18 protein-coding genes and 1 pseudogene are annotated in these 18,649 nt (G+C 73.5%); 10 read left to right on the top strand and 9 right to left on the bottom strand.

Translation table 11 applies throughout. The annotated features are described in order from the left end of the window. Positions 1-94 precede the first annotated feature (94 nt). Positions 95-673 (top strand): TetR/AcrR family transcriptional regulator, encoded by a 579-nt coding sequence (locus tag ACIQU3_RS22400; protein WP_403735681.1) that lies wholly within the window; start codon positions 95-97, stop codon positions 671-673. Positions 674-728: 55 nt separating this feature from the next. Here ACIQU3_RS22400 and ACIQU3_RS22395 read toward each other — a convergent pair whose 3' ends face one another. Then, the gene (locus tag ACIQU3_RS22395) at positions 729-1,634 is read right to left on the bottom strand and encodes a LysR family transcriptional regulator (protein ID WP_403735684.1); all 906 of its coding nucleotides are present in this window, start codon (positions 1,632-1,634) and stop codon (positions 729-731) included. A gap of 116 nt (positions 1,635-1,750) precedes the next feature. Between ACIQU3_RS22395 and ACIQU3_RS22390 the strand changes: the two genes are divergently transcribed. Then, on the top strand, positions 1,751-1,978 hold the full coding sequence (locus ACIQU3_RS22390) for a hypothetical protein (RefSeq protein WP_403735687.1): 228 nt from the start codon (positions 1,751-1,753) through the stop codon (positions 1,976-1,978). A gap of 68 nt (positions 1,979-2,046) precedes the next feature. Here ACIQU3_RS22390 and ACIQU3_RS22385 read toward each other — a convergent pair whose 3' ends face one another. From ACIQU3_RS22385 to ACIQU3_RS22375, 3 genes are all read right to left on the bottom strand, one after another. Next, positions 2,047-2,676: a hypothetical protein gene (locus ACIQU3_RS22385; protein ID WP_403927333.1), complete on the bottom strand. Its 630-nt coding sequence runs from the start codon at positions 2,674-2,676 to the stop codon at positions 2,047-2,049. Beyond that, the gene (locus ACIQU3_RS22380; protein WP_403927331.1) at positions 2,673-4,361 is read right to left on the bottom strand and encodes a serine/threonine-protein kinase; all 1,689 of its coding nucleotides are present in this window, start codon (positions 4,359-4,361) and stop codon (positions 2,673-2,675) included. The genes ACIQU3_RS22385 and ACIQU3_RS22380 overlap by 4 nt, the downstream gene beginning before the upstream one ends. A 275-nt stretch (positions 4,362-4,636) precedes the next feature. Continuing rightward, positions 4,637-7,129: a SpoIIE family protein phosphatase gene (locus tag ACIQU3_RS22375; protein ID WP_403927328.1), complete on the bottom strand. Its 2,493-nt coding sequence runs from the start codon at positions 7,127-7,129 to the stop codon at positions 4,637-4,639. 456 nt (positions 7,130-7,585) lie between these two features. Here ACIQU3_RS22375 and ACIQU3_RS22370 point away from each other — a divergent pair, with 456 nt between their 5' ends. Next, positions 7,586-8,776, top strand: coding sequence for a CaiB/BaiF CoA transferase family protein (locus ACIQU3_RS22370; RefSeq protein ID WP_403927325.1), 1,191 nt, complete (start codon positions 7,586-7,588; stop codon positions 8,774-8,776). Positions 8,777-8,965: 189 nt separating this feature from the next. On the opposite strand, the gene ACIQU3_RS22365 is transcribed toward ACIQU3_RS22370, so the two are convergent. Together ACIQU3_RS22365 and ACIQU3_RS22360 are read right to left on the bottom strand one after the other, a co-directional pair. Next, a complete protein-coding gene (locus ACIQU3_RS22365) occupies positions 8,966-9,610 on the bottom strand; it encodes a phosphoribosyltransferase (RefSeq protein WP_403927323.1) in 645 nt (214 codons plus the stop codon). Beyond that, positions 9,597-10,271, bottom strand: a complete 675-nt coding sequence (locus ACIQU3_RS22360) for a dienelactone hydrolase family protein (RefSeq protein WP_403927320.1) — start codon at positions 10,269-10,271, stop codon at positions 9,597-9,599. The genes ACIQU3_RS22365 and ACIQU3_RS22360 overlap by 14 nt, the downstream gene beginning before the upstream one ends. A 73-nt stretch (positions 10,272-10,344) precedes the next feature. On the opposite strand from ACIQU3_RS22360, the pseudogene ACIQU3_RS22355 reads away from it, so the two are divergent. From ACIQU3_RS22355 to ACIQU3_RS22345, 3 genes and pseudogenes are all read left to right on the top strand, one after another. Further along, positions 10,345-10,626: pseudogene (locus ACIQU3_RS22355) on the top strand (DJ-1/PfpI family protein); the annotation flags it as partial. Positions 10,627-10,682: 56 nt separating this feature from the next. Next, complete coding sequence (locus ACIQU3_RS22350; RefSeq protein ID WP_403927318.1) at positions 10,683-11,138, top strand: archease; 456 nt, start codon at positions 10,683-10,685, stop codon at positions 11,136-11,138. 33 nt (positions 11,139-11,171) lie between these two features. Beyond that, complete coding sequence (locus ACIQU3_RS22345; protein WP_403735712.1) at positions 11,172-12,275, top strand: CapA family protein; 1,104 nt, start codon at positions 11,172-11,174, stop codon at positions 12,273-12,275. Between the two features lie 18 nt (positions 12,276-12,293). On the opposite strand, the gene ACIQU3_RS22340 is transcribed toward ACIQU3_RS22345, so the two are convergent. Further along, positions 12,294-13,313, bottom strand: coding sequence for a sigma-70 family RNA polymerase sigma factor (locus ACIQU3_RS22340; RefSeq protein ID WP_403927315.1), 1,020 nt, complete (start codon positions 13,311-13,313; stop codon positions 12,294-12,296). Between the two features lie 107 nt (positions 13,314-13,420). On the opposite strand from ACIQU3_RS22340, the gene ACIQU3_RS22335 reads away from it, so the two are divergent. Next, the gene (locus tag ACIQU3_RS22335) at positions 13,421-13,873 is read left to right on the top strand and encodes a YbhB/YbcL family Raf kinase inhibitor-like protein (RefSeq protein ID WP_403927312.1); all 453 of its coding nucleotides are present in this window, start codon (positions 13,421-13,423) and stop codon (positions 13,871-13,873) included. Between the two features lie 142 nt (positions 13,874-14,015). Continuing rightward, positions 14,016-15,275, top strand: coding sequence for an MFS transporter (locus tag ACIQU3_RS22330; RefSeq protein ID WP_403927310.1), 1,260 nt, complete (start codon positions 14,016-14,018; stop codon positions 15,273-15,275). A 71-nt stretch (positions 15,276-15,346) separates the two neighbouring features. Here the strand turns inward: ACIQU3_RS22330 and ACIQU3_RS22325 are convergent, their stop codons facing one another. Next, positions 15,347-15,775: a VOC family protein gene (locus ACIQU3_RS22325; RefSeq protein WP_234749718.1), complete on the bottom strand. Its 429-nt coding sequence runs from the start codon at positions 15,773-15,775 to the stop codon at positions 15,347-15,349. 328 nt (positions 15,776-16,103) lie between these two features. Between ACIQU3_RS22325 and ACIQU3_RS22320 the strand changes: the two genes are divergently transcribed. Beyond that, the gene (locus tag ACIQU3_RS22320) at positions 16,104-16,478 is read left to right on the top strand and encodes a peptidase M23 (RefSeq protein ID WP_403735733.1); all 375 of its coding nucleotides are present in this window, start codon (positions 16,104-16,106) and stop codon (positions 16,476-16,478) included. 150 nt (positions 16,479-16,628) lie between these two features. Here the strand turns inward: ACIQU3_RS22320 and ACIQU3_RS22315 are convergent, their stop codons facing one another. Next, positions 16,629-17,078, bottom strand: a complete 450-nt coding sequence (locus ACIQU3_RS22315; protein ID WP_403735736.1) for a hypothetical protein — start codon at positions 17,076-17,078, stop codon at positions 16,629-16,631. 354 nt (positions 17,079-17,432) lie between these two features. On the opposite strand from ACIQU3_RS22315, the gene ACIQU3_RS22310 reads away from it, so the two are divergent. Further along, positions 17,433-18,632 (top strand): hypothetical protein, encoded by a 1,200-nt coding sequence (locus ACIQU3_RS22310; protein ID WP_403927308.1) that lies wholly within the window; start codon positions 17,433-17,435, stop codon positions 18,630-18,632. The last annotated feature ends 17 nt before the right edge of the window (positions 18,633-18,649 follow it).

The raw sequence follows: 18,649 nt of genomic DNA, 5'->3' as shown, positions 1-18,649 counted from the left end.
AACAAGCGGACAGTTGTCCACTACTCGGGAAACGTAACGGACAACTGTCCGGTTAGCAAGGTCCGGTTTCGGCCGCGGACCGCGAGGAGTACGAGTGCGGCAGAACAAGGACGCCCCCCTGCGCTCGGACGCGCAGCGCAACCGCGAGCGCATCCTGGCGGTGGCGCTGGAGGAACTGACACGTGCGGCGGACGTCCCGCTGAGCGCGATCGCCAAGAAGGCGGGCGTCGGGCAGGGCACCTTCTACCGTCACTTCCCCACCCGCGAGGCACTCGTCCTGGAGATCTACCGGCACGAGATGCAGCAGGTCGCCGACACCGCGGCGCCGCTGCTGGAGAGCCGGGAGCCCGACCGGGCGCTGCGCGAGTGGATGGACCGGCTGGCACGGTTCGCCATGGCCAAGGCCGGTCTCGCCGACGCGATCCGCCAGGCCACCAGCGCACCGGGGCAGCCGGCGAAACCCGGGCACGCCCCGGTGACCGAGGCGGCCGAGCTGCTGCTCCGGGCCGCGGAGGAGGCCGGCACCATCCGCCCGGGGGTCACCGCGGACGACCTCTTCCTGGTCATCGGCGGGCTCTGGACGATCGACCCCGGCACCGACTGGCAGCCGCGCGCCACCCGTCTGCTGGACTTCGTCATGGACGGGCTGCGGGTGGGGGCGCCCAGGGGGTGAGGCGCTCGCACCCCAGCCGGGTGGCCGGCGCCTGCGAACGGTCCGGCCCCTCCCGTCAGGCGACCGCCGCGGCCGCCAGGGCCCGTAGTTCCGCCAGCGCGGCCGTCACCGCCGGCCGGGCCTGGCCGCCGCTTCTGGTAGAGGTCAGGAGCTTGCGGTGCGGGTTGCCGGTGCAGCGGACCCGGGTGATCGGCAGCTGCGGGGACAGCTGGGCCAGACGCGGGACGAGGGCGACGCCGAGCCCGTGGGCCACGAGGTGGGCGCAGACGTTCCAGTCGAGGGCGTGATGGACGACCTCGGGGGTGAATCCGGCCGCGCCGCAGGCGGACAGGACGTGCGGACGGCAGGGGCTGTCCTGCACGGGCGCGATCCACGCCTCCATCGCGGCCTCGGCGAGATCGACCCGGGCCCGCCCCGCCAGCCGGTGCCCTTCGGGCACGACGAGGTCGAACGGGTCGTCGAGCAGCGGCTGCTGGACGAACCGCGTGTCGCTCAACGGAGGGTTGTACGGGGTCACCTCGACCACGGCCAGGTCGGTCTCGCCCTCGAAGAGCAGGTCGAAACTCTCCGGCACACCCGCCTCGGTGATCCGGACGGACAGGCGTGGATGCAGGTCCCGCAGCCGGGCCGTCATCGGCGCCAGCAGCACCGAGACGGCCACCGGGAAACCGGTCACCCGCAGCACCCCGGAGGGTGCCCCGTGGTCGGCCCGCAGATCCAGTTCGGCCTGGTCCCACCGGGCCTGGATGGCGTCGGCGTGCGCGAGCAGGCTCTCGGCGGCAGCGGTGAGACGAACCCCGCGCCCCTGCGGCTCCAGCAGGTCGACGCCCAGGTCCCGGGCGAGCTGCCGGACCTGCTGGGAGGCGGCGGAGGGCGTGAAGTGCAGGGCCCGGGCGGCCGCGGTGACCGTGCCGTAGTGGGCGACCGCCCTCAGGACGTGCAGCCTGCGCAGGTCAATCATGAAGCCCAGGCTTCACAGTGACGTCCGCAAAGTCAACCTGGACGTATATGTACCCGAAGCCGCACGCTGGCTGTGTCGCGACGATTCGACCAGCCCCGAGGGACGAGGAGCCCGCCATGACCAGCACCGACATCACCTCCTGCCCGCACTGCGGCCGTCCGGACGGCGCCGAGCCGTTCCGGGTGCTGTCCCGCCACGGCACCGCGACGGGCCACACGGAGTGGGCACGCTGCCGATGCGGCTCTCTGCAGGTACGGGTCGCCGACGGCCGCGGGACGCGCGTCGTCTCGCGCGGCAGGCCCGCGGCACCGGCCGGTGCCGCGAGCACCTGCGCGAGCACCTGAACTCGAGGAGAGGCCCCGCTTCGGCGCGGCCCCCCGCCGGAGTCGTACCCGACGCCGGCGGTGGGCCGTCAGGGGCAGTCGTACACGAAGCCGGCGGTGGCCGTGCGGGGAGTTCCGGAGAGGATGCGCAGTTCGGCCCGTGCCGCGCGGTGGCCCGGACCCTGGAAGGTCCAGCGCAGGTGAAGCCGGGTCTGCGTCTGGCCCCGGGCCAGCACGTCCTTCAGGACTCCCGAGGCGGTGCCGTCGCTTCGGACCCAGCGGTAGGAGAGCGTGCCCGGGCGGCCGTTGGTGGTGACGACGGCGACGAGGTCCGCGGTCTCGCCACAGCCCAGGGAGGCCGGCCGGGCCGTGACCGTCGCCGTGCTCACCTTCAGCGGCGGCCCGAGGCGCTGCCAGGCCAGGAACGCGAGGACGCAGACCAGGACCAGCGCGGGAAGGGCATGTCTGCGCAGCCGCCGGTACCGGGGTGCCGCGTTCGGCTGCGGGACGGCGGAAAGTGTGCGCCGGCGGACGGCGGTCACGCCCGGCCCGAAGCGCAGCACGGTTCCTTCGACCCGGTCGGGGAGCGTCGGCCCCGCTTCCGCCCCCTCGACGAGGGTCTCGTCGGCTCCGGGCCGCTGGATCCAGTGGCTGGCGAGCACCGTGGCGCTGTACTCCGCGTCGGCGCCGGGTCCGCGCTCGTCGTCGTGTGCGGTCATCGGAGGTCGCACCGCCGGGTCAGGAGCTGCTGCGAGGCGCCACCGTCGGCGGCGGCCGGAGCCGTGGTGGCCTGCACCGTCCAGTAGCAGCCGGGGGTCAGGAAGGTGTGGTCGACGCCGATCGTGTACTGGGTGGCGCCGCTGCGCTCGAACGTCTGTGACGCGCCGTCCGCGGTGCCCGGCTGCCCCGCCGTGCCGCCCGCGAACCAGGAGACGGTGATGGTGACCGGGCCGGTGCCGTCCGTGGTGACGGCGAGGGTCGCCGTGGCGGTCGTGGGGCCCGTCTGCCGGAAGCCGGACACGGTGACGTCTTTGACCGCGGGACCGGTGGGCGGGGCCGGGGCGGTGGTCGTGGCCGTCGACGGCGTCACGGTGTCCGTCGCCGCCGGAGCGGCCGTCCCCGCGCCACCCGAGCCACCGGCGGTACCCGGGCCACCGGAGCCGTCGGACGGCGTGGCGGAGACCGGGGGCGCACCGGTACCGGTGGCCGCCGGGCCGGAGCCCGAAGCCGAGGGGGACGGGGTCCCGCCGTCCGAGGCGGTGGGGGTGGCCTGCGGGGAATCGGCGGCCGCTGCGCCGGAGGCCTCCGGCCCCGCCCCGGATCCCGCACCGGTGGTGGCCAGGGCCTGCCCCGTCCGCTGCGCCGCGGTGTCCGGGTCGTACGGCAGCCCGTACGTCAGGAGGACGCCGAGGAGCACGGCCGCGGCGGACACGAGCAGTCCGGCGCGTCCGGGCAGCCACGGATGCGCCCGGCCGGGGCGCGGCGTCCGGCTCAGCACCGTGCGAGCGGTGTCCGTGGTGCTGCGGGGGGCGGTGCGGGCCGACGGCAGGAGCAGCGGCAGCAGGGCCACCAGGGCCGCGAGCCTGCCCCGGCCGCGTTCCTCCCAGTCGGGGCCGTAGGCGGCGCCGGCGACCGTCTCCAGTTCGGCGACGAACACCTCGGCCCGCGCGGGCCGTTCCTCCGGGTCTTTGGCCAGACCGCGCCGCACCAGCTCCCGCACCGTTTCGGGGACTTCCTCGGCGGGGACGGGCGCGTCGAGGTGCCGCAGCGCGAGTTCGGCGACGTTGTCCCCCGCGTACGGCTTGTGGCCCGTCAGGCACTCGAAGAAGGTGGCGGTGGCGGCGTAGACGTCGGCGGCGGGCGAGGCGGGTGCGCCGGTCCACTGCTCGGGGGCCATGTAGGAGGGCGTCCCCGCCACACCGCCGCTGGTGCCCGCGTCCACCGCGATGCCGAAGTCGACGAGCTTGGAGGACCCGTCGGGTACGACCAGCACGTTCTCCGGCTTGTAGTCGCGGTGGACGACACCGAGCCGGTGCGCGTCGGCCAGGCCGAGCAGGGACCCCTTGAGGACGACGAGCGCGGCCTCCGGTGCCAGGGGGCCCTCCCGCCTGAGCAGCGTGCGCAGCGGGACGCCGTCGACCAGCTCCATCACGATGGCGGCGCCGTCCGGGCTCTCCACGTACTCGTACAGCCCGGCGACGTGAGGGCTCTCCAGGCCGCCGAGCAGCCGGGCCTCCGCCCGGAAGTCGTGCACGAACCCCGGCCGGGTGCGCAGCGATTCGCTCAGGTACTTCACGGCGACCGGCACGCCGGTCTCCTCGTGCACGGCGAGGACGACCCGGCCGCTGGCTCCTGACCCGAGCTCGAGCGACTCGGTGTATCCGGGCACCGCCCATGCGTTCATTTCCGACCCCCCCGAGGCGGCCGCTCCCCAGCGGCAGGCCACACGCCCGGAGACACATCTTTCGGCCACTGCGGTTGCACGGCCAGAAAAACGCGCGAGGTGTGCCCGGACCGTGACAAGGGCCCCGTCGTGCCTCTGCGGGCCGCGAGCCCGGTACGTATCCGCGGGCACGGGCCGGGAAACCCGCTCAGGCCGGTGCGCTGCTCTTGCCCGGCCCGTTGCACCTGCGGCTGCCCGGCCCGGTGCGCCTGCACTTGCCCGGGCTCGTGCGTCTGCTAGGCGCGGGGCCCGTTCACTGCCGGGCCCGGCACACCGAGCAGGAGCAGCGTCACGTCGTCGTCGGAGGTGTCCGTGTCCGCGATGAGAGCCTTGAGGAGCTGGTCCGCCGCCTCGTCCAGGGTGCCGGGGTCGTCGACGGGGGCGCCCCTCAGCGTGACGTCGACGGTGTGGGTCAGGATGTCGAGCTGGGCCTCGATGTCGGCGCCCGGTCTTTCGACCAGCCCGTCGGTGTAGAGCACCACGGCACTGCCCGGCCGAAGCGGCGCGGTCGCTTCCTCGAACGGCAGCGCGCCTGCGGCGTCGTTGACGCCCAGTGGCACGCCGACCGGTGCCCTCAGCCTGCGGGCGGGCCCGCCGGGCGGCAGGGCGATGACGGGCAGGTGCCCCGCCGAGCACAGGGTGACCTCGTGCCGGTCCTGGTCCAGGACCAGGTAGACACAGGTGACCAGCTGGTCCCCCAAGTCGCCGACGAACGTGTCGAGGGCCTCCATCAGGCCGCTGGGCGTGGCACCCGTGCGGGCCAGGGCGTGGGACGCTGCGCGCAGCTGCCCCATGACGGCCGCGGCCTCCAGGCCCCGGCCCATCACATCGCCGATGAGGACGCCCGTGCGGCGCTCGTCGAGCGGGATCACGTCGAACCAGTCCCCGCCGACGCCGGGGTCCTGGACGGACGCCAGGTACCGGTAGGCGCACGGCAGGTACGACAGCCGGGGCGGCTCCCCCATGAGGCTGTGCTGCAGGGTGTAGGCGATGTGGCGCTGCTGCTCGTAGCGCTCGGCGCGTTCGGCCTCCAGGCGTCTGCGCTCGGTGATGTCCCGGACGGTCAGCAGCACCAGGGTCTCCTGCTCGGACCGCAGGCTGCTGACGCTCACCTCGACGGGGAACTCGGAGCCGTCGACGCGCAGCCCGAACAGGTCGGTGTCCAGGACCGTCGGCTTCGGATCGCGCAGCCGGAGATACGCCTCCAGGAGGGCGGCGTGCCGCCGGCGCCGTGCGGCGGGCACCAAACCGGTCACCCCGGTGCCGACGAGGTCGCCCGGCTCACGCCCGAACAGGCGCCTGACCTGCGGGTTGGCCATGACGACGATGCCGTCGCCGTCAGTGATCAGGGTGGCGTCGGGAGCGGACTCCAGCAGCGCGACGAACCGCCGGTGAGACCGCTGGACCTCGCGCTGCGCCGCGACCCGCTCGGTGATGTCGGTGACGACGCCGCACAAGGCGTACGGGGTGCCGGAGGCGTCCTTGAGCGGGAAGAGGGTGGAGAGGACATCACGTGGACCGCCCGGCAGGACGAGCCGTTCCTCTCGCTGCACCGCCTTGCCCTCCGCCAGCATCGCGAGGTCGGCGGCCCGCGCCTGCCGTGCCAGGTCGGACGGCATGACGTCGTCGTCCCGGCGTCCCAGGACCCGGTGCCGGGGCAGGTTCAGGCTCTGCTCGAACGTCGTGTTGACAGCCAGGAAGCGGCCCTCAAGGTCCTTGATGAACACCACCGCGGGCGTGTGGTCCATGAAGGCCTGCAGTAGTTCGTTCTGACGTACCTGCCACTCCAGACGGCCGTGCGCCACTTCGACACGGCGGCCCACGGCCAGGGTCGTGAAGATCACCGCCGTGAACACGGCCACGTGTCCGCAGACGAGCAGCGCGGTGCCCAGCCGTGCCCCGAACACCTTCCCGTCCTCGCCCTCCAGCACGGCCCAGCCCAGCAGCGGCGGCACGATCACGACGGTGACGAACAGCCAGCGGCCCAGCGCACCGGTCGTGCCCGCGTTCAGCAGCAGCCCTGCGGGGCCCTCTCCCGGACGGGCCAGGAGGAGCGCCGTACCCATCAGCACCAGTGCCACCGCGGTGTGCAGGGCCATCCCCGAGTACGGGCCGAACTGCTCCAGTTCGGGCACCGCGTAGGCGGCCCCGTACAGCCTCAGCATGCCGAGAGCGCCGACGGTCAGGCCCAGGACCTGGCTCACCCAGGCGGGAACCCGGGGCACACCGGCACACAGTGAACCCACCCCCGCGGCCATCAGCGCCCCGGTCGTGTTCGGCGCCATCCGCCCCGGCGGGCCCGTCCCCTGATAGGCGGTGTCGTCCGCGAAGAGGAGCTCGTCGATCCCCAGGCGCCCGCCGGTGGCGTACTCGGCGAAGGTGAGCGCGCCGAGTACGGCGACCAGGACCGCCGCCGCACGGGACACGAGGAGCGGCGCCGGGCGGGGCGGGCCTCGCACGATCACGAACAGGGAGAGGCCGAGCGCCACCAGGGCCACGGCGGTGTTGGCCTTCATGGCCACCGAGACGCCGGGCAGCACTTCCTTCAGGGCGTCGGCCCCGGAGATCCATCCGATGAGGCTCACGAGGCCCAGCAGGCCGGCCGCCAGGGCCGCGCCCCCGGCCACCCGCCGGGCGGTGGTGAGCACGTGCGGGTGGAACGGCAGCACGTCGGTCTGCACCACGCCGTGCGCGCCGGGCAGCCCGGGTGTCCGCTGCTCCCTCGTCACCGCATTCTCATCCCTGCCGGATGGCCACCAAACCGCATCAATCAGCCTAAGCAATAGGAAAGGGTATAGCCGGGGTGAGCAGCGGACCCCGGGCCGCTGGGCCCGTGCGGGTGCGGCCGGTACCCGCCGGGCGGGACCGGAGCCCGGCCGGCGAAGCCCGGGCCGCTGGGTCCCGGCGGGTGCGGCCAGTGTCCGCCGGGCGGGATCGGGGTCGCCGGCCGTCCGTGCACTGGAGGCACCCGTCGCGACCGCTCCGCGGCCTCCACCGGGCGGCGTCTGCCGAGGAGCTGCACGGCAGGCACACCACGCGCCGGTGAAAGCCGCACGTCAGCGAGCTCACCGCCGGTGAAACCGCCCACCGGCGTGATCCGGATCGCGTCGGCGGGCCGCCTTCTCGGCGGTGCGCTGCGGCAGACTGTCCGAGCGCCCTCCGTACACGATTCGGGAGCTTGAGGCATGAGTGTGCAGCGGTACCCCCTGGCCGGGGTGACGGTGGTCAGTCTGGAACAGGCAGTGGCCGCGCCCTACGCCACCCGGCAGCTCGCCGACCTCGGAGCCAGGGTGATCAAGGTGGAGCGGCCGGGCGACGGCGACTTCGCCCGCCGCTACGACACGAGCGTGCACGGGCACTCCAGCTACTTCGTCTGGCTCAACCGCTCCAAGGAGTCCCTCACCCTCGACCTGAAGGACCCCCGCGGCCACGAGATCCTGCACGACCTCCTCGACGGCGCCGACGTCTTCGTGCAGAACCTCGCCCCGGGCGCCGCCGCCCGGCTCGGTCTCGACGCCGCCACGGTCACCAGCCGCCGGCCGGGCCTGATCCCGTGCACGATCTCCGGCTACGGCACGACCGGCCCCTGGTCCGACCGCAAGGCCTACGACCTGCTCGTGCAGTGCCAGACCGGGCTGGTGTCGCTGACCGGGACCCCCGAGGGGACCGCCCGGACCGGGATCTCCGTGGCCGACATCGCCGCCGGGATGTACGCCTACAGCGGCATCCTCACCGCCCTGTACACGCGGGCCACCACGGGCGAGGCCCACCCGGTGGAGGTGTCCCTGTTCGAGGCGCTCGCGGAGTGGATGGGCCAGCCCGCCTACTACACCCGGTACGGCGGCACCCAGCCCCCGCGGCTCGGCACCCAGCACGCCACCATCGCGCCGTACGGGACGTACGCCGCCGCCGACGGCAAGGAGGTGCTGTTCTCCATCCAGAACGAGCGGGAATGGGTGGCGCTGTGCGCCGACTTCCTCGGCCGGCCGGAGCTGGCCGACGATCCGCGTTTCGCCACCGGGTCCGACCGCGTCGCCCACCGCGAGGAACTCAACGCCCTCGTCGCCGAGCGGTTCGCCCGCTCCGGCTCCGACGAGATCCTGAAGGAACTGGACCGCATCGGCATCGCCTGCGCCGGGGTCAACGACGTGGCCGCCTTCCTGGACCACCCCGTACTGGCCGCGCGCGGCCGCTGGAGCGAGGTCGAGGTGCCGGGCGCCACCGTGGAGGCACTGCTGCCGCCCGCCGATCTGGCCGGTCTGCCCGCGCGCATGGACCCCGTGCCGGCGGTGGGCGAGCACACCGGGGCGATCCTCGCCGAACTGGGCCGCACCGAGGAGGAGGTGGCGGCCCTGCGCGCGGAGGGGGTCGTCTGAGCGCAGCCCCGCCCACGGACGCCTGGTGCCGCGGCACTCGACGGCGACGAGTACGCACAGAGCCGCCACAGTCAGCAGCCACACGGACGGCGACACGTTCGCTTGTCACTCCTGATGCAGGTGTGGGGGATGGGACATCGTTGCCCGGCGTGGCCGGTGTTCCGCCACTCCTGTCAGGTGAACAACTGGTCAAAGCTGCACGTGCAGCGCCTCCAGGACGTCCTGGTCCGTCAGTTGGTCGAAGTTCTCGTACCACAGGCCCACGGCCATGAACGCGGCCGGCCGGTGCAGGCAGATCACCTCGTCGGCCTCGGCGCTCAGCGCATCGGCTCCTTCCGGGGAGCAGACGGGCGTGGCCAGCAGTACCCGCGCGGGTGCCTGACGGCGCACGTGGCGCACCGCGGCACGTGCGGTCGAGCCGGTCGCCAGGCCGTCGTCGACGACGATCACGGTCCGCCCCCGCAGCTCAGGCGCCGGCCGGCCCTGCCGGTACAGCCGTTCGCGGCGCCGCAGTTCGGCACGCTCCCGCTCGATGACGGGGGCGAGCGCGGCCTCACCGATCCCGAGGTGGCGCAAAGCGTCCGCGTCGAGGAGCGGCACCTCGTCCCCCGCCATCGCGCCGACGCCGAGTTCCTCGTGGTGGGGCGCCCCGATCTTCCGTACGACGAGCACGTCGAGCGGAGCGTCCAGCGCGGCGGCTACCTCGCGCGCCACGGCGACCCCGCCGCGGGGCAGGGCGAGCACGAGCGGATCGGGCAGGTCTCCCGCACGCTGCCGGGTGCGCAGTGTTTCGGCCAGTTCCTCACCGGCCTGTCGGCGATCACGGAACCGCATGACGGTCACCTCCGCTTCTTGTGAGCTGCTCGTCGCACCACTGCCGGGCGATGCCGGTGACCTGGTCCAGTGCGCCGGGTTCCTCGAACAGGTGGGTGGCGCCGGGCACCACATGGAGGGAGTGCGGGCCGGCCAGCCGCCGGGCCGCCTCCTCGTTGAGCCGCAGTACGTGCGTGTCCCGGCCGCCCACGATCAGCAGCACCGGGACCCGGACGGCGTCCAGGGCGTCGCCCGCCAGATCGGGCCGTCCGCCGCGCGAGACGACCCCGAGGACGCGGCCGGGGCGTTGCCCGGCGGCGACCAGGGCCGCGCCGGCGCCGGTGCTGGCGCCGAACAGGATGACGGGCAGGCCCGAGGTGTCCGGGTCCTGCGCCAGCCAGTCGAGGGCGGCCATCAGCCGGCGGCCCAGCAGGGGAATGTCGAAACGGAGTTCGGCGGTGACGGCGTCCCGGCGTTCCTCCTCCTCGGTCAGCAGGTCGATCAGCAGGGTGCCGAGCCGGGCTGCGCGCAGGCCGGCGGCGACCTCTCGGTTGCGGGGGCTGTGCCGGGAGCTGCCGCTGCCGTGCGCGAAGAGCACGACCGCACGGCTGTCCGGCGGCAGCATCAGATCACCGGTGATACCGGCACCGCCCACGGGCAGGGTGACCGTCCGGGAGACCATCTTCGCTCTCCTCTCCCTCGCTTCGGCCTCTCCCCCGCTGTCCGTGGTACCCACGCGCGGCCGGACGTCCCATGGCGCGTTCCTGCTGCACGCCGCCGGGCCCGCCCGGGGGCGCCGGGTCGCCACGCACTGGAGCCGGGAGGACGCCTTGCAGGCGCGGGGGGACGTGACCGTGGTCCGGGACGCCCGCTATGCGGTGGACGGCCACCTGGTCACCAGCCAGGGCGTCTCGGCCGGGATCGACAGTGCGTTGTGGCTGGTCGGGCGGCTGCACGGCCGGAAGCACGCGCGGGCGGTGCGGCGTTGCATCCAGTACGACCCGGCGCCGCCGTACCTCGCGGACGAGCCCGTTTGAGTGGCGTGCCGGTGCCGGGGCCGCATGGGTGGGCGAGCCTCGGGCAGGCGATGTTCATGGGTGGTGACACGGGCGACGGAGGGCAAGGGCGGCAGCCGGGCGATTGGGGACACCGGGCGGTGCCCCATCCAGGCGACATCCGCATCGAGGCGTGGGCGGCGTGCAGAGAGCACTGCCTGGCGGAGGCCGTCCTGGCGGTGGTCGAGTGTTTCGCGGACGTCTCCCGGGTGCGGCCGACCGCCGTGGACCGGGTGCGGTTGCCGGAGGCCTGCGACGACGATCTGCTCGCCGCGCTGCTGGACGAGGTGCTCTTCCGTCTGGAGGTCTACGGCCAGGTGCCCGTCGATGTGGAGGCGGACGAGGCCGACGGCGGCCTGGACGTGCGGCTGGCGGTCGCCGGCCTCGCGGACGTGGAGGTCACGGGCGCGGTCCCGACGGCGGTGGCCTGGGACGATCTGCGGATGGGGCCGGACCCGTACGGCTGGTCGTGTGCACTGAGGGTCGAGGCCTGACCCCGGCGGGCGTGGCCCGCCTACCGTGGAGTGGTGGGCGGCGATGTCGTGACGCTGTTCCTGTGCGGTGACGTGATGCTCGGGCGCGGCGTCGACCAGATCCTCGCGCACCCCGGTGACCCGGCACTGCGGGAGGCGTACGTGAAGGACGCGCGCTCGTACGTCCGGCTGGCGGAGTCGGCGCACGGCCCGGTGCCCCTCCCCGCGCCCGCGTCGTGGCCGTGGGGTGCGGCGCTCGGCGCTCTGGACGAGGCCGCCCCGGACGCGCGGATCGTGAATCTCGAGACGTCGGTGACGCGCGCGGGCACCTTCGCGCCCGGCAAGGAGATCCACTACCGGATGCACCCGGCGAACCTGCCGGCCCTCGCCGCGGTGCGGCCGGACGTGACCGTCCTCGCCAACAACCACGTCCTGGACTTCGGCCGCGGGGGCCTGCTGGAGACCCTGGACGCCCTGGCCCGGGCGGGTCTGCGGACGGCGGGCGCGGGCCACGACGCCGAGGAGGCGTACGCACCCGCGGTCGTCCCGCTGCCCGGAGGCCGGCGGCTGCGGGTGTTCGCCCTCGGAGCACACTCCGGCGGCGTCCCGTCCGGCTGGGCGGCGACAGCGGACCGACCGGGCGTCGCCCATCTGCCCGATCTGTCGCGGGCCGAGACCGAAGCCGTGGTGCGGCGGCTCGGCCCTCCCGGCGACCTGACCGTGGTGTCCGTGCACTGGGGTTCGAACTGGGGGTACCGCGTGCCCCGCGAGCAGGTCCGTTTCGCGCACGCGCTGATCGACGGCGGGGCCGACGTCGTCCACGGGCACTCCTCGCACCACCCCCGCCCGCTGGAGGTGTACCGGGACCGGCTCGTCCTCTACGGCTGCGGCGACTTCGTCGACGACTACGAGGGCATCTCCGGCTACGAGGAGTACCGCGACGACCTGCGGCTGGCCTTCCTCGTGTCGGTCGAGGCGGACAGCGGGCGCCTGGCGGGGCTGCGCATGGTGCCGTTCCGGGCCCGGCGGATGCGGCTGGAGCCCGCCTCCGGGGCGGACCGTGACTGGCTGCGCGCCACGCTGGACCGGATCAGCGGTGGGGTGGCGGTTCGGCGGGCGCCCGACGGCTCGCTGGTCGTCACGGCGCCGGCCGCGTGAGGTGGGGCGTGCGAGAGGTCAGCCGGCCCACGCCACGAGCCGTTCGCGGCTCTCCGGCTCCCGCAGCCGGGCGAGTGACTCCTTCTCGAGCTGGCGCACCCGCTCCCGGGTCAGACCGACGCGCCCGGCGACTTCCTTCAGCGTGCGGGTGTGACCGTCGTGCAGCCCGTACCGCAGGCTGAGGATCATGGCCTCGCGGGGTGCGAGTGTCCCGACGGCCTCGCGGAGTTCCTCGGCGAGCGCCCGGAACTCGGCCACCTCCGGGGCCTGGAGCACCTCGGTGTCGGCGATGAGGTCGCCGACGACGGTCTCGCCCTTCTCGTCGACCGGCGTGTCCAGGCTGACCGCGTCCCGTCCCACATGGCGCAGCCAGCCGATCCGGTCCTCGGCGAAGCCGCTCTCGCGGGCCACCTCCTCGACGGTCGGCTCACGCTCCAGTTCGAGCCTGAGCCGCCGCTCGACCTTGGCGATCTTCTGCAGCTGCTCCACCACGTGCATCGGCAGCCGCACGGAACGCGCGTGCGCGGCCAGGCCCCGTTCGATGGCCTGGCGGATCCACCAGGTCGCGTACGTGGAGAACTTGAAGCCCTTGGTGTGGTCGAACTTCTCCACGGCCCGGATCAGCCCCAGGTTGCCCTCCTGGATGACGTCCAGCAGGGGCAGCCCGCGGTGGGCGTGCCGTTTGGCCATCGACACCACGAGCCGGAGGTTCGCCCTGACCATGTGGTCCTTGGCGGCCTGCCCGTCGCGGACGGCCTCCTCCAGTTCCCGGCGTCGGCTCACCGCGAGGGGGTGCTCCCCGGCGTCGGCCCGGCCGAGTTCCTCCATCGCCCCCACGCCGGTCTCCATCCGCCGGGCCAGCCGCACCTCGTCCTCCGCGGTGAGCAGTGGAGTCGCCGAGATCTGGGCGAGGTACTGGCCGAGGAGGTCGGGCTCCTCGTCGGGCTCGGGGATGCGGCTGCGCAGCCGGGCGGTGCGGGCGGGGGCGCGCCGGTCCTCCCGGGCGTCCGTCGCGAATTGGTCTGCCAGGGGAGACATCGTCGGGTTCCTCTCTCCCCCGCCTCGGTCGGGCCCGACCTGGCGGGTACCCGGGGGATCGGTGCCGAACCGTGTGCCACGCAGCCCCCGGGGGTACCCCGGGGCACATGACCGGCATCGAGCTCAGCAGCAACGCGTTCAACGACCACTCGTTCATCGCGCGCCGGTACGCGTACGAGGGACCCAACGTCTCTCCGCCGCTGTCCTGGAGCGGTGTACCGGACGACGCGACCGAGCTGGTCCTGCTGTGCGAGGACCCCGACGCCCCGTCGGGCACCTTCGCGCACTGGGTCGTGGTCGGCATCGACCCGCACAGCGACGGTGTCGAGGCCGGGCAGAGCCCACCGGGCGGCACGGAACTCGTCAACGGCTACGGCCAGCACGGCTGGGGCGGCCCGCATCCGCCGCCGGGTGACGACGCCCACCACTACGTCTTCCAGCTCTACGCCCTGTCCGAACCGTGTGTCCTGCCCGACGCGCCGCGTGCCGACCAGGTGCACGAGGAGGTCGACAAGCGCCGCATCGCGGACGGCACTCTGGTGGGGCTGTACCAGCGCTGAACCACCACCCGTGCCGGCGTCGCGTCACAACGGTCGGTTGTGGCGCGGGGGCCGGGCGGTTGTTTGCCCGCGCGGCCGCTCCCGGTTTGGATAACTCGCGGACAACGCCGGGTTGTCCACGGGAGCGGGGAGTGCGCCGGGTATGGCGGGCAGACGGTCGCTGGGGCGGCGGTTTCGGTGGCTGTGGGGCGCCTACGCGGTCAGCACCGCCGGCACATGGCTCGCGTTCGACGCGTTCGCCCTGATCGCGGTCCTGGCACTGGACGCCGGGCCGGCGCAGGTGTCGTTGCTGGCCGCTGTGGGACCGGCGGTGGGGGCGGCGGTGTCCGTGCCCCTCGGGCCGTGGGTGGAGAGCCGCCGCAAACGGCCGGTGATGATGGCGACGGACCTGGTCCGGTGCGTCGTCCTGCTGAGCGTTCCCGTGGCGTTCGCCCTCGGCGGGCTCACCTTCGCCCAGTTGCTGCTGGTGTCGGTGGCCGTCGCGGCGGCCGACATCACCTTCAACGCGGCGGCAGGGGCGTTCCTGAAGGATCTGCTGCCGCGGCAGGACCTGCTCGTGGCGAACGGCCGGTTCGAGGCGACGGCCTGGACCGCAGGCATGGTCGGCCCGCCGCTGGGCGGAGCCGCGATCGGCCTGTTCGGCCCGGTGTCGACGGTGGTGGCCGACGCGGTGAGCCATCTGCTCTCGGCGCTCGGACTCCGCGCGATCGGCGACGCGGAGAAGGAGCCCGTACGACCACGGGCGTCCGTCGTCCGGCCCGGCGACCTGCTGGAGGGCTGGCGGCACATCCTGGCCGATCCGGTGCTGCGTCCGCTCTTCTTCAACACGCTCCTGGTGAACTCCCTGATCATGGCGGCATCACCGCTGCTGCTGGTCCTGATGGTGGACGACCTGCGCTTCGCCGCCTGGCAGTACGCGCTCGCCTTCGCGGTACCCTGCACCGGCGGCCTGCTCGGTTCGCGCCTGGCTCCGCGCCTCGTCGCTCGCCACGGCCGGCACCGGGTCCTGGTCACCGCCGGGGCGCTGCGGGCCTGCTGGCCGATCGGTCTGGCCTGCACCGGGCCCGGTGTGCCCGGCCTGGTCCTGATCATGCTGATCGAGTTCGGTCTGATCACCTGCTGCGGCGTGTTCAACCCGGTCCTCGCCACCCACCGTCTCGACCGCACCCCGGTCGGCCGGGTCACCCGCACCCTGTCCGCCTGGTCGGCCACCGGCAAGGCGACCACCGCGGCGGTCACCGCCCTGTGGGGTGTCCTGGGCGCCCGGACCGGTCCCCGCACGGCCATCGCACTGGCCGGTGTCCTGCTCCTGCTCACTCCGCTGTTGCTGCCCCGACGGGATGCCGCCACGGGGGCCGGTGCCGAACCGGCCCCCGTGGCGGTGGAGCCGGACGGCGGCTGACCGTCCCCCCCGGGACGGCGGGGTCGGCCCGGGGCGCGAGCGACGGCGCCCCCGGGCCGGCCGGGTCAGGCTCAGACCGCCCCGGGCACGTCCTCCGTGACCCCGTTCAACTCGGAGGCCGGATCGGTCCCGTAGGGACGGGTCAGAATCTCCAGTCCGTGCCCCGCCGGGTCGAGGAAGTAGACGCCCCGGCCGCCGTCGTTGCGGTTGATCCGGCGGGGGTGGTTGCCGTGCGGGTCGGCCTGAATGGGGATCCGGGCCTTCACCAGGCGGGCCAGCGCCTGGTCGAACTCGTCCTCGGAGACGAGAAACGCGTAGTGCTGCATGGGGATGTCGGCGTCGATGGTGAGGAAGTCCAGCGTGACGCCGTTGGCGGTCGTCACCGGCAGGAACACCCCCGTCGGTGCCCCGACCTCCAGCCCCAGGATCTCGGCGAGGAACCGGGCCGACTTCTCCCGGTCCCGGGACAGAACGATGGTGTGATTGAACTCCACTGACACGGTTGAATGCCTCCACGGGCATCTTCGCGGCGCCTCCATGCCTCACCCGGCCGGTGACCGGCACGCGATGCCGCGCGGTGGATCGTAGGCGGGCGCGGTCGGGGCAGTCGAGCTGTTTTCGGCCGTGTTCGAATCGGCCGACCCCTTTCGCCCGGCTCTGCCGGCCCGGCCGCTCCTGACAGTTGTCAGGACCGTACGGTCCACGCTCTCCCTACGCTTCTGCACGTCGGGCAGCCGGTTCCCGGACGGTCCCGGCGCACCGCCGAACCGGGACGAGACCGGTTCCGGCCACACCATCCTCGCCTTTCGTCCTTCGGGGGACAGACACATGAAACGACTGATCAGCCGTACCGCCATGGGCCTCGCCGTGGCCGCGCTCGCCGTCGGGGGCCTCGCCACCACGGCCCAGGCGGCCCCGGCCACCGCCAACGGCGGCGACCCGGCGCTCACCGACGTCTACATCTGGGCCACCGACGTCAACCTGCGCCAGCAGCCGACCACCGACTCCCCACGGCTCGCGGTCCGTTCGCAGTGGTGGGCGGACGCACTGTGCCAGAAGCAGGGCCAGACCGTGCACGACCCGGCCGTCGGCACCAACAACTGGTGGACCGCCGTCATGGAGTTCTCGGGCAGCGACATCGCCTGGGTGAACAACCTGTACATCCGGGGCGGCGAGAAGATCGCCGGGGTTCCGGACTGCTGACGTCCCCTCCCCCACATGCCCGCGGCGGACCACCGGTGTCACGGTGGCCCGCCGCGGGTGTGTGCGGGGTCAGCAGTAGCCCATCGGGCCCGAAGTCCACCGGCCGGCTGCCGATGTTGACGCGGTCACCGAGGAAGTACCCCTGCCTCCTCAGTACCAGCCGGTGTTCACCAGGTCGTGGCCGTCGCAGGCCAGCAGGGCGCGCGAGACCCGGCCGTTGAGGTTGTTGCCGATCTGCGTGTAGGCGTAGTTGATGCCGGAGTCGACGGTCTCGGAGACCCAGCCGTCGTTGCGGCCCGTGCCGTTGTCGGAACGCTGCAGGACGGCCGCGCAGCCGGGCCGGGAGTTCTCGATCCGGGCGAACGAACCGCACTTGTCGGAGTAGAAGTACTTCAGGGCCATGCCCTCGGCGTACTTGGTGGCCCCGATCTGGCGGAACGTGCCCGCGCAGAACGAGGTGGTGGGGTACTGCCCCTCCATGCCGTAGAGGCCGTAGTTGCCGCCCGAGAACGGCTGGGCCTGGGCGGAAACCGGAAGGAGCGCCATCACCGCGGCGGCGCCCCCCGCGGCCAGCAGTGTCCTGAGTGATCGGCGGCTCATGAGCCCTCTTTTCCTGTGTCGGCGGGTGAAGCGGTCGTGCGCGACGACCGGCCCCCGGCCGGCCGTCGCTCGCTGGTCGTGACCGTACGGCGCAGCACCGCACCACCGGCACCTGACACTTATCAGGGTGGAGACCGCGGGCCGCTCCCGCCCAGGCTCCGGTCGCGCTCCGGCTCCCCCGTCCGCTCCCGCTGCTCCCGCTCCGGTTCCAGTCGCGCTCCGGCTCCCCCGTCGTCGGCTCCCGCTCCGCGGAGTCCTGACATTCGTCAGGGCCGCCCTCCCCGCCCTCGCCCCTATGGTGGCGACACGGGCCGAGGTCCCGCCGGACACCCGGGTGAGCCAGAAAGGGCAACCATGCGCATGCTCCTGCGCGGCGCCGCCGCGCTAGCGGCCTTCGTCACGGTCGCGTCCCTCACGAGCGGTGCGGCGGCACACCCCCGGACCGGACAGGACGCCAGGGCCGCCGGCGCCGTCCAGGTCTCCGGGGCCGCCCGGATCCCGCCCGGTGTCACCGCCGGTGTGGCCGTCTTCGACCGCCGGGCCGGGACGTTCACCGAACAGGTCAACGACAGCGCGCAGTTCAGGTCCGCATCGGTCGTCAAGCTCCTGCTGGTCCTGGACTTCCTGTGGGACCGCGGGCCCGACTACACCGTCCCCGCGGCCGATCGCGCCCGGCTGGAGCCGATGCTGCGCAGCAGCGACGACAACGCGGCCGACCACTACTGGTCGGCGTACGGCGGTCCGGCGATCATCGACCGGATGACCGCCCGGCCCGCGCTCGGTCTGCGCGACACCGCGCCGCCGCCCCGCGGGTACGAGGGCTTCTGGGGGTACACCGCCCTCTCCGCCCGGGACACGGTGGCGGTCTACCGGTACGTCCTGGAGAAGGCTCCCGCGCCGGTGCGTGACTTCATCATGGACAACCTGCGCCGCTCCACCCGCTGTTCCTCCACCGACCACTTCGACCAGCACTTCGGCATCGCGGGGTCGTTCGACCGGCCCTGGGCGGTGAAGCAGGGCTGGTCGGGGGCGTACGCGAAGGGCACGTGCGGCCCCGGCGCCACGGCCTCGGAAAAGCGGGCGGAGCCCGCCGCTCCGGCTCCCCGTGCCACAGCGGCCGTGGACCTCACCCGGCCCGCCCTGCACACCACCGGCACGGTGGGCGCGGACGACCGGACGATCGTCGCCGTGCTGACCCTGCATCAGGACGGCACGTCCTACGGCAAGGCGTACACCGATATCGGCCGGCTGACCCGTTCGTTGAACGTGCCGGGCGGCGTACGGCCCGCCGGGAGCTGGTTCGGCACGTGGGGCGAGTTCGTGAACGTCCGCAAGGGCCCGGCCACGGGCGGCGACCGGATCACCCGACTCCCCGCCGGTGTCGAGGTGCTGGTGGGCTGCCAGACCCGTGGCGAGGAGGTCAGTGTGCCGCCCTACACCAACGAGTGGTGGGCCTATCTGCCCCAGTACGGGGGCTACATCTCCAACATCTACATCAGCTCGCCGGACAACCGGCTGCCGGACGTCCCGGAGTGCGGCTCGCCGCAGCCGTGACGGGAACGGGGGACGAG

It is taken from the genome of Streptomyces sp. NPDC101110 (genome assembly GCF_044759525.1).
In the GTDB taxonomy this organism is placed as follows: domain Bacteria; phylum Actinomycetota; class Actinomycetes; order Streptomycetales; family Streptomycetaceae; genus Streptomyces.
Note: the sequence above shows the minus strand (reverse complement) of the source record. Positions and strands in the feature narration are given on the sequence as shown.

Bases quoted from the DNA above. Each gene is read 5' to 3' on its own strand.
- ACIQU3_RS22395 (WP_403735684.1), bottom strand. From the start codon at position 1,634: ATGATTGACCTGCGCAGGCTGCACGTCCTGAGGGCGGTCGCCCACTAC.
- ACIQU3_RS22390 (WP_403735687.1), top strand. From the start codon at position 1,751: ATGACCAGCACCGACATCACCTCCTGCCCGCACTGCGGCCGTCCGGAC.
- ACIQU3_RS22385 (WP_403927333.1), bottom strand. From the start codon at position 2,676: ATGACCGCACACGACGACGAGCGCGGACCCGGCGCCGACGCGGAGTAC.
- ACIQU3_RS22380 (WP_403927331.1), bottom strand. From the start codon at position 4,361: ATGAACGCATGGGCGGTGCCCGGATACACCGAGTCGCTCGAGCTCGGG.
- ACIQU3_RS22370 (WP_403927325.1), top strand. From the start codon at position 7,586: ATGAGTGTGCAGCGGTACCCCCTGGCCGGGGTGACGGTGGTCAGTCTG.
- ACIQU3_RS22365 (WP_403927323.1), bottom strand. From the start codon at position 9,610: ATGCGGTTCCGTGATCGCCGACAGGCCGGTGAGGAACTGGCCGAAACA.
- ACIQU3_RS22360 (WP_403927320.1), bottom strand. From the start codon at position 10,271: ATGGTCTCCCGGACGGTCACCCTGCCCGTGGGCGGTGCCGGTATCACC.
- ACIQU3_RS22350 (WP_403927318.1), top strand. From the start codon at position 10,683: ATGGGTGGTGACACGGGCGACGGAGGGCAAGGGCGGCAGCCGGGCGAT.
- ACIQU3_RS22340 (WP_403927315.1), bottom strand. From the start codon at position 13,313: ATGTCTCCCCTGGCAGACCAATTCGCGACGGACGCCCGGGAGGACCGG.
- ACIQU3_RS22335 (WP_403927312.1), top strand. From the start codon at position 13,421: ATGACCGGCATCGAGCTCAGCAGCAACGCGTTCAACGACCACTCGTTC.
- ACIQU3_RS22330 (WP_403927310.1), top strand. From the start codon at position 14,016: ATGGCGGGCAGACGGTCGCTGGGGCGGCGGTTTCGGTGGCTGTGGGGC.
- ACIQU3_RS22320 (WP_403735733.1), top strand. From the start codon at position 16,104: ATGAAACGACTGATCAGCCGTACCGCCATGGGCCTCGCCGTGGCCGCG.
- ACIQU3_RS22315 (WP_403735736.1), bottom strand. From the start codon at position 17,078: ATGAGCCGCCGATCACTCAGGACACTGCTGGCCGCGGGGGGCGCCGCC.
- ACIQU3_RS22310 (WP_403927308.1), top strand. From the start codon at position 17,433: ATGCGCATGCTCCTGCGCGGCGCCGCCGCGCTAGCGGCCTTCGTCACG.